At 66.1% G+C, this 6,142-nt stretch carries 7 protein-coding genes; 2 read left to right on the top strand and 5 right to left on the bottom strand.

Annotated elements, in window-relative coordinates; all coding sequences use genetic code 11:
• Positions 1-163: 163 nt before the first annotated feature.
• Positions 164-2,293, top strand: coding sequence for an acetate--CoA ligase family protein (locus tag Q0R16_RS19510; protein ID WP_295640337.1), 2,130 nt, complete (start codon positions 164-166; stop codon positions 2,291-2,293).
• Positions 2,294-2,316: 23 nt separating this feature from the next.
• On the opposite strand, the gene yihA is transcribed toward Q0R16_RS19510, so the two are convergent.
• From yihA to rpmH, 5 genes are read right to left on the bottom strand one after another with little or no spacing between them, the layout of a single operon-like run.
• Positions 2,317-2,973 carry a ribosome biogenesis GTP-binding protein YihA/YsxC gene (yihA, locus tag Q0R16_RS19505; RefSeq protein ID WP_295640346.1) on the bottom strand — a complete coding sequence of 219 codons (657 nt, stop codon included), beginning with the start codon at positions 2,971-2,973 and terminating at the stop codon, positions 2,317-2,319.
• Positions 2,974-3,005: 32 nt separating this feature from the next.
• Positions 3,006-4,781 carry a membrane protein insertase YidC gene (gene yidC, locus Q0R16_RS19500; RefSeq protein ID WP_295640335.1) on the bottom strand — a complete coding sequence of 592 codons (1,776 nt, stop codon included), beginning with the start codon at positions 4,779-4,781 and terminating at the stop codon, positions 3,006-3,008.
• 53 nt (positions 4,782-4,834) lie between these two features.
• Entirely contained in the window at positions 4,835-5,044 is a 210-nt protein-coding gene (gene yidD / locus Q0R16_RS19495; protein ID WP_295640332.1) for a membrane protein insertion efficiency factor YidD, read from the bottom strand.
• Positions 5,041-5,430 carry a ribonuclease P protein component gene (gene rnpA / locus Q0R16_RS19490; RefSeq protein ID WP_295640343.1) on the bottom strand — a complete coding sequence of 130 codons (390 nt, stop codon included), beginning with the start codon at positions 5,428-5,430 and terminating at the stop codon, positions 5,041-5,043. Before rnpA ends, yidD begins: the two co-directional genes overlap by 4 nt.
• A 47-nt stretch (positions 5,431-5,477) precedes the next feature.
• On the bottom strand, positions 5,478-5,612 hold the full coding sequence (gene rpmH / locus Q0R16_RS19485; protein WP_295640340.1) for a 50S ribosomal protein L34: 135 nt from the start codon (positions 5,610-5,612) through the stop codon (positions 5,478-5,480).
• A gap of 248 nt (positions 5,613-5,860) precedes the next feature.
• On the opposite strand from rpmH, the gene Q0R16_RS19480 reads away from it, so the two are divergent.
• A partial coding sequence (locus Q0R16_RS19480; protein ID WP_295640329.1) for a CHASE3 domain-containing protein occupies positions 5,861-6,142 on the top strand: 282 nt, incomplete at its 3' end.

Genomic DNA, 6,142 nt, shown 5'->3' with positions numbered 1-6,142 from the left:
GCTTGGAAGGCTAGTGCATTACCACTATGCTATACCCGCGTGGCGCAGGAGGGCGCTTGGCATGGTCGCACCCCTTTCGTCAACATCGGGCTTGCTTGCGGGTGCTTGTGGGTTCGCTGAATATTGTTATAGCGCATAACCAAATCGGCAAGAGGATGCGCGGATGACTGGCTCGATTTCCCATGCGGCGTTGGGCCGCTTGCTGCGGCCGCGCTCGGTGGCGGTGGTGGGGGCGACCGACAAGCCCGGCGCGCTGGGGGCGACGCTGCTGTCGAACCTGCAGAAGAACGGTTTTCCGGGCGCGATCTACCCGATCAATCCGAAGCGCGAGACGATCGCCGGGCTGGCGTGCCTGCCCTCGGTCGCTGCGCTGCCCGAAGGGGTCGATGTGGCGGTGCTGGCGATCCCGCGCGCGGGCGTGCTCGATGCGGTGCGCGGGCTGGCGGCACGCAAGGCCGGTGGTGTGGTGATCTTCTCCGCCGGGTTCGCCGAGGGCGGCGCCGACGGGCTGGCCGAACAGCAGGAAATCGCAGCGGTAGCGGTTGAAGCCGGCATGGTGATCGAAGGGCCAAATTGCCTGGGGCTGGTGAACTACGTCGATCGCATCCCGCTCACGTTCGTGGAAACGACGGCCGTTTCGCCAGGTTCGCGGCCGGCGATGGGCAACCGCGCGGTTGGCATCGTTTCGCAGTCGGGCGCGATGGCAGCGGTGCTGGCGACGATGCTGCTCGCACGCGACGTAGCCGTCAGCTACTCGGTCTCGACCGGCAACGAGGCGGCGAGCGGGGTCGAGGATTACGTCGACTGGCTGGTCGATGATCCCGCCACGCATGTGATCGCGATGATCGTCGAGCAATTCCGCAAGCCGCAACGCTTCCTCGCCGCCGCCCGGCGCGCGGCCGCGGCGGGCAAGCCGGTAGTGTTGCTCCACCCCGGCAAATCGAGCGCGGCGCGCGAATCCGCGGCCACCCACACCGGGGCGATGGCCGGCGATTACAAGCTGATGCGCGCAATGGTCGCCCGCGCCGGCGTGATCGTGGCCGAAACGCTGGAGGAACTGGGCGACGTGGCCGAGATCGCGGTGCGTTGCGCGGCGCTGCCCAATGGCGCGGCGGCTGTGCTGGGCGAATCGGGCGCGTTCAAGGCGCTGACGCTTGACCTGGCAGAGGAACTGAACCTGCCCCTGGCCGCGCTCGATGACGCCAACGCCCCCGCCTTGCGCGCGGCGCTGCCGCCGTTCGTGCCCGTCAGCAACCCGCTCGACCTGACCGCACAAGGGCTGTCCGAACCCGCGCTTTATACCCGCACGCTTGAGGCACTGCTGGGTGACGACCGCGTTGGCACCATCGTGGCGGGGATCATCCAGAGCGATCCGGTCACTTGCGCGATCAAGTTTCCACCGATCCTCGACTCGGTGGGTGCCGCGCCGCTGCGCAAGGCACTGGTCTTTGCCGGGCTGGACGAAGGCGCGGACATCCCGCCCGAGCGCATCGCCAGCTTGCGCAGCGCGGGCGTGCCGTGGTTCCCGACGACCGAACGCGCGCTGCGTGCCGTGGCACGGCTGACGCATTGGTCCGCGCGCGATGTCGGCAAGAACTCCGAAGCACCGCTGCCGCTCGCCGGGTTGGACACCGTGGCCGGCGTGGTGCCCGAATACCGCGCCAAGGCCCTGCTCGCTCCCGCCGGCGTGCCGTTCCCGCCGGGCCGCTTCGCCGCCAGCGCCGACGATGCCGTGAGCGCTGCCGATGCGGTGGGCTATCCGGTCGCGATGAAGGCGCAGGCCGCCGCGCTCGGCCACAAGAGCGATGCGGGCGGGGTGCTACTCAACCTGGCCGACGGCCCCGCCGTGCGCGCCGCGTGGGACCGTATCCACGCCAACGTTGCCGCCTATTCTGCCGTGATCGCGCTCGACGGCGTGCTGATCGAGGGCATGGGCAAGCGCGGCATGGAGATGATCGTCGGCGCGAAGAACGATCCCGAGTGGGGTCCCGTGATCCTGGCCGGCTTCGGCGGGGTGACCGCCGAGATCCTCCAGGACGTGCGCCTGCTGACCCCCGATCTCACCGCGCCAGCCGTCGAGGCCGAACTGCTGCGCCTGCGCAGCGCTGCGCTGCTTTCGGGCTATCGCGGCTCCCCCGCGCTCGATGTGCCTGCGCTGGCCCGACTGATCGTGACGCTGGGCCGCGTGCTGCGCGGGAACCTGCGCATCCGCGAGATCGATCTCAACCCGGTGATTTTACATCCGTTGGGTGAAGGTGTGGTGGCACTGGATGCTTTGATGCTGGTAGATTGAGTTTTCGAGGGCTCAACCCCTCCCTAACCCAACCCGCCCGCGTCCTCGAACACCGCAGTGCGCAAGTCGTCGATGCCCATGCCCTTTTCCGACGAGGTGACCAGCACCTGCGGATACGCCGCGATTCTGGCGCGGGCCGCGGCTTCGGTTTCCACCAGCACCTTGGCCAGTTCCTCGGCGCGGACCTTGTCGGCCTTGGTCAGCACCAGGCGATAGCCGACAGCAGCTTCATCGAGCATTTTCATCATGTCGGTGTCGACGTCCTTCACGCCGTGGCGTGAATCGATCAGCACCAGCGTGCGTTTCAGGGTTACGCGGCCGCGCAGGAAGTCCCGGACCAAGCGCTTCCATTGTTCGACCACCTTGGGCGGCGCCTTGGCGAAGCCATAGCCGGGCATGTCGACCAGCCGCAGCCGGATCGGCGTGCCGACATCGAAGAAGTTGAGTTCCTGAGTGCGTCCGGGCGTGACCGAGGTGCGCGCGATCGACTTGCGGCCGGTCAGCGCGTTAAGCAGCGACGATTTGCCGACGTTCGATCGGCCGGCAAAAGCCACTTCGGGAAAGTCCGCATCGGGCAGGAATTGCAGCGCGGGAGCCGACTTCAGGAACTCCACCCGGCCCGCGAACAGCCGGCGTGCTTCATCGGCCAGCGCCGCGCGAACAAGCGCTTCATCGTCCAGCGCATTCGGCAGCGCATTTGGGGTCACATCGTTCACTTCTTGGTGTCGCGCGCGGCGACCCGATCGATATCGAGCTGGTCCTTGTTCGCCTGCGCCTTGAGCACCGGGTGGCGGCTGTAGAGATACTGCTGCTGCAGGATCGTCAGCAGGTTCGATGTGATCCAGTAAAGCAGCAGGCCCGCGGCATAGGGCGCCATCACGAACATCATCACCCACGGCATCAGGCTCATCATCTGCTGCTGCGCAGGGTCCATGGCGCTGGGCTGGAGCTTGAACTGGCCCCACATCGTCACGCCCAGCAGCAGTGCCAGCACGCCGATGCCGAGCATGGCGGGCGGGTTGTACGGCAGCAAGCCGAACAGGTTGAGGAAATGCGCAGGGTCGGGCGCAGACAGATCCTTGATCCACAGCACGAACGGCTGGTGGCGCATTTCGATCGTCAGCATCAGCACCTTGTAGAGCGCGATGAACACCGGGAACTGGAGCAGCAAGGGCAGGCAGCCGGCCAGCGGATTGACCTTCTCCTCCTTGTAGAGCTTCATGATCTCCTGTTGCTGGGTCTGCTTGTCGTCCTTGAAGCGCTCCTGGATCGCCTTCATCTTGGGCTGAATCGAGCGCATCGCCGCCATCGAGGCGAACTGGCGCTGCGCGATCGGGAACATCAGCCCGCGCACCACCACCGTCAGCAGCATGATCGCCACGCCGAAATTGCCAACGGTCTTGAACAGGAAATCGAGCAAGTAGAAAATCGGCTTCTCGAACCAGCGGAACCAGCCCCAGTCGATCGCCAGACTGAAATTGGTGACACCCGCCTTTTCATAGCGTTCGAGCGTGGCGTTTTCCTTGGCGCCCGCGAACAGTTTCGTGGTGCGCGTGAGCGTCTGCCCGGGCGCGACCGACTGCGGCTTGTACAGCACATCGGCGCGGAACAGGCTGCTGCCGAGCGAGCGGAAATCACCCTGCGCGCCGCCGGCGGCTTCGGGGATCAGCGTCGACATCCAGTAGATGTCGGTAAAGCCGATCCAGTCGGTGGCTGCGGTGGGGCTGATCGTGCCGCCGGGCGCCTTGAGCACGGTATCGTAGTTGTTGCCGAAATCGACCGTGGCGGCGAAAGCGCCGATCGGGCCGGAATGCAGGTTCCACTGGCTGACGCTGGCGGTGCGATCGGTGCGGCTGATCAGCGCGAAGGGCCGCAGCACGACCGGCAAGGCACCGGCGTTCTGCACCGACGCAGCGGCAGTCAGCATATAGGCATCATCGATTGCGTAGCGAATCGAGTAGGTCTGCCCGGTGGGGTTGGTCCACTTTAGCGTGATTGGCGTCTGCGGCGTCAACTTGGCGCCATCGGCCTGCCACACGGTCTTCGCATCGGGCGCAGCCACGCCTTCGCCTACCCAGCCGAACTGCGCGAAGTGCTGCGCAGGCGTACCTGCCGGCGACAGGATGCGCACCGGCGGGCTGTTCTTGTCCGTGGTTTCGCGGTGATCGTTGAGCGTGAGATCGTCGACCATTCCGCCCGTCAGCGCGATCGAGCCCTTCACGCGCGGCGCATCGATCGCCACGCGCGGGCCCGACAGCGCCACCGGCAGCGACTTGGCTTCCTGCGCGATTTCCTCGGGCGTGGTCAGTCCGCCTTCGCGGGTGGGGGTCAGCTTGGCGGCGGTGGTCGCGTTGGCGCTGGGCGCGGATGCGGCCACCGTTTTGGCCTTCCCCGCGTTGGGATAGAACCAGCGTGTACCCGCGTCCCATGCCAGCAGGAGCAGGCCGGTCAGCACCGCTGCCCAGATCAGGTTGCGCTGATTTTGCACTGTATCAGGTTTCCGCGTTCAAGAAGGGAGTGATGGGCTGCGACCGGCGCACGTTACGGGACAGGATCATAGCCGTGGCCGCCCCAAGGATGGCAGCGCAATAGCCGCTTCGTCGCCAGCCAGCCACCCTTAATCGCACCATGGCGTTGCAGCGCCTCGATCGCATAGGCAGAGCAGCTCGGCATGAAGCGGCACGAAGGCGGCAGGATCCGCGATGGGCCCAGTTGCCAGCCGCGGGCGATCCAGATGAGGACTTGCTTCACCGCTTTTTGCCTGGCGTGCGCCTGCGTGGTGGATCGCCTTTGCCCGCCATGGCGCGCGCCAGTGCCTCGACCAGTTCGCGGCGCAGCGTGGCGAAATCGCGCTCTACCCCGCCTTCCCGACCGATCATCACGTGGTCTGCGCCGGCCATGCCGTGCTGCGGCAACAGTTCGCGCAGCAGAGCACGAAAGCGCCGCTTCATGCGGTTGCGGACAACGGCGTTGCCGATTTTCTTGGTAACGGTCACGCCGAAGCGCATCGGCTCAACGCCCGGCTCGCGCAAACCCGAAGCGGTGAGCGGCACACGTGCGTTGGCGAGCAGCACAAAACCGGGCCGCGCAACGCGCAGGCTTCGATTGGCGGCAAGGAAATCGGCACGCTTGCGAATCGTTTCGGTTCGGCGTGCCCGAACCGAAAGATCAGGCTCGGTAGAAATCAGGCCGAGAGCGACTTGCGGCCGCGGGCACGACGCGCGCGCAGGATATTGCGGCCGCCGACCGTGGAAGAACGGGCACGAAAGCCGTGGCGGCGGGCGCGCACGAGGCGGCTGGGCTGGAAGGTGCGCTTCATGATTTTCGCTCTTCGGTTCGCGAGCACCCCGCTTCGGGCACCCGGTGTGTTGTCTGTTTCTTTGGCCAATACCGATTTGCCGCCGCTAACGACGGGTGCCTCGATCAGGGTGCGGCCGTTAGACGAGGTGCGCTGTTCCGTCAAGTCCCCGTACCCGCAAGTGCCTGGCGGAAGCGGTTTGAATCGAGGGCGATATGTCACGGGACGAAGCGGTTGCCGATCCCCTGGCCATGGTTTAGCGCGCTGCCATGACGGACGGGCTGACCACCGACACGACCGAGCAGCTTCGCGCTTGGCTGCGCCCGGACAAACTGCTGGGTAAGATGAACCTCATCAGCATCGCGCTGTTTGCGGTGGTGGCAGCCGCGCTGTTCGGATCGCTGGCGCTGGTGTTTTCCACGATCGAGGTCGAGCGCGAGGAGCGGCGCCAGGCCGAACACACCGCGCAAGTGCTCGATGCGCTCAACACGCTGGTCTCATCGACAACCGACGGCGAAACCGGCCAGCGCGGATTTTTCATCACGTCGGAC

The organism is Novosphingobium sp., from assembly GCF_025351285.1.
Lineage (GTDB): Bacteria > Pseudomonadota > Alphaproteobacteria > Sphingomonadales > Sphingomonadaceae > Novosphingobium.
The sequence above is the reverse complement of the archived record's forward strand: the minus strand, read 5'-3'. Positions and strand labels throughout refer to the sequence as shown.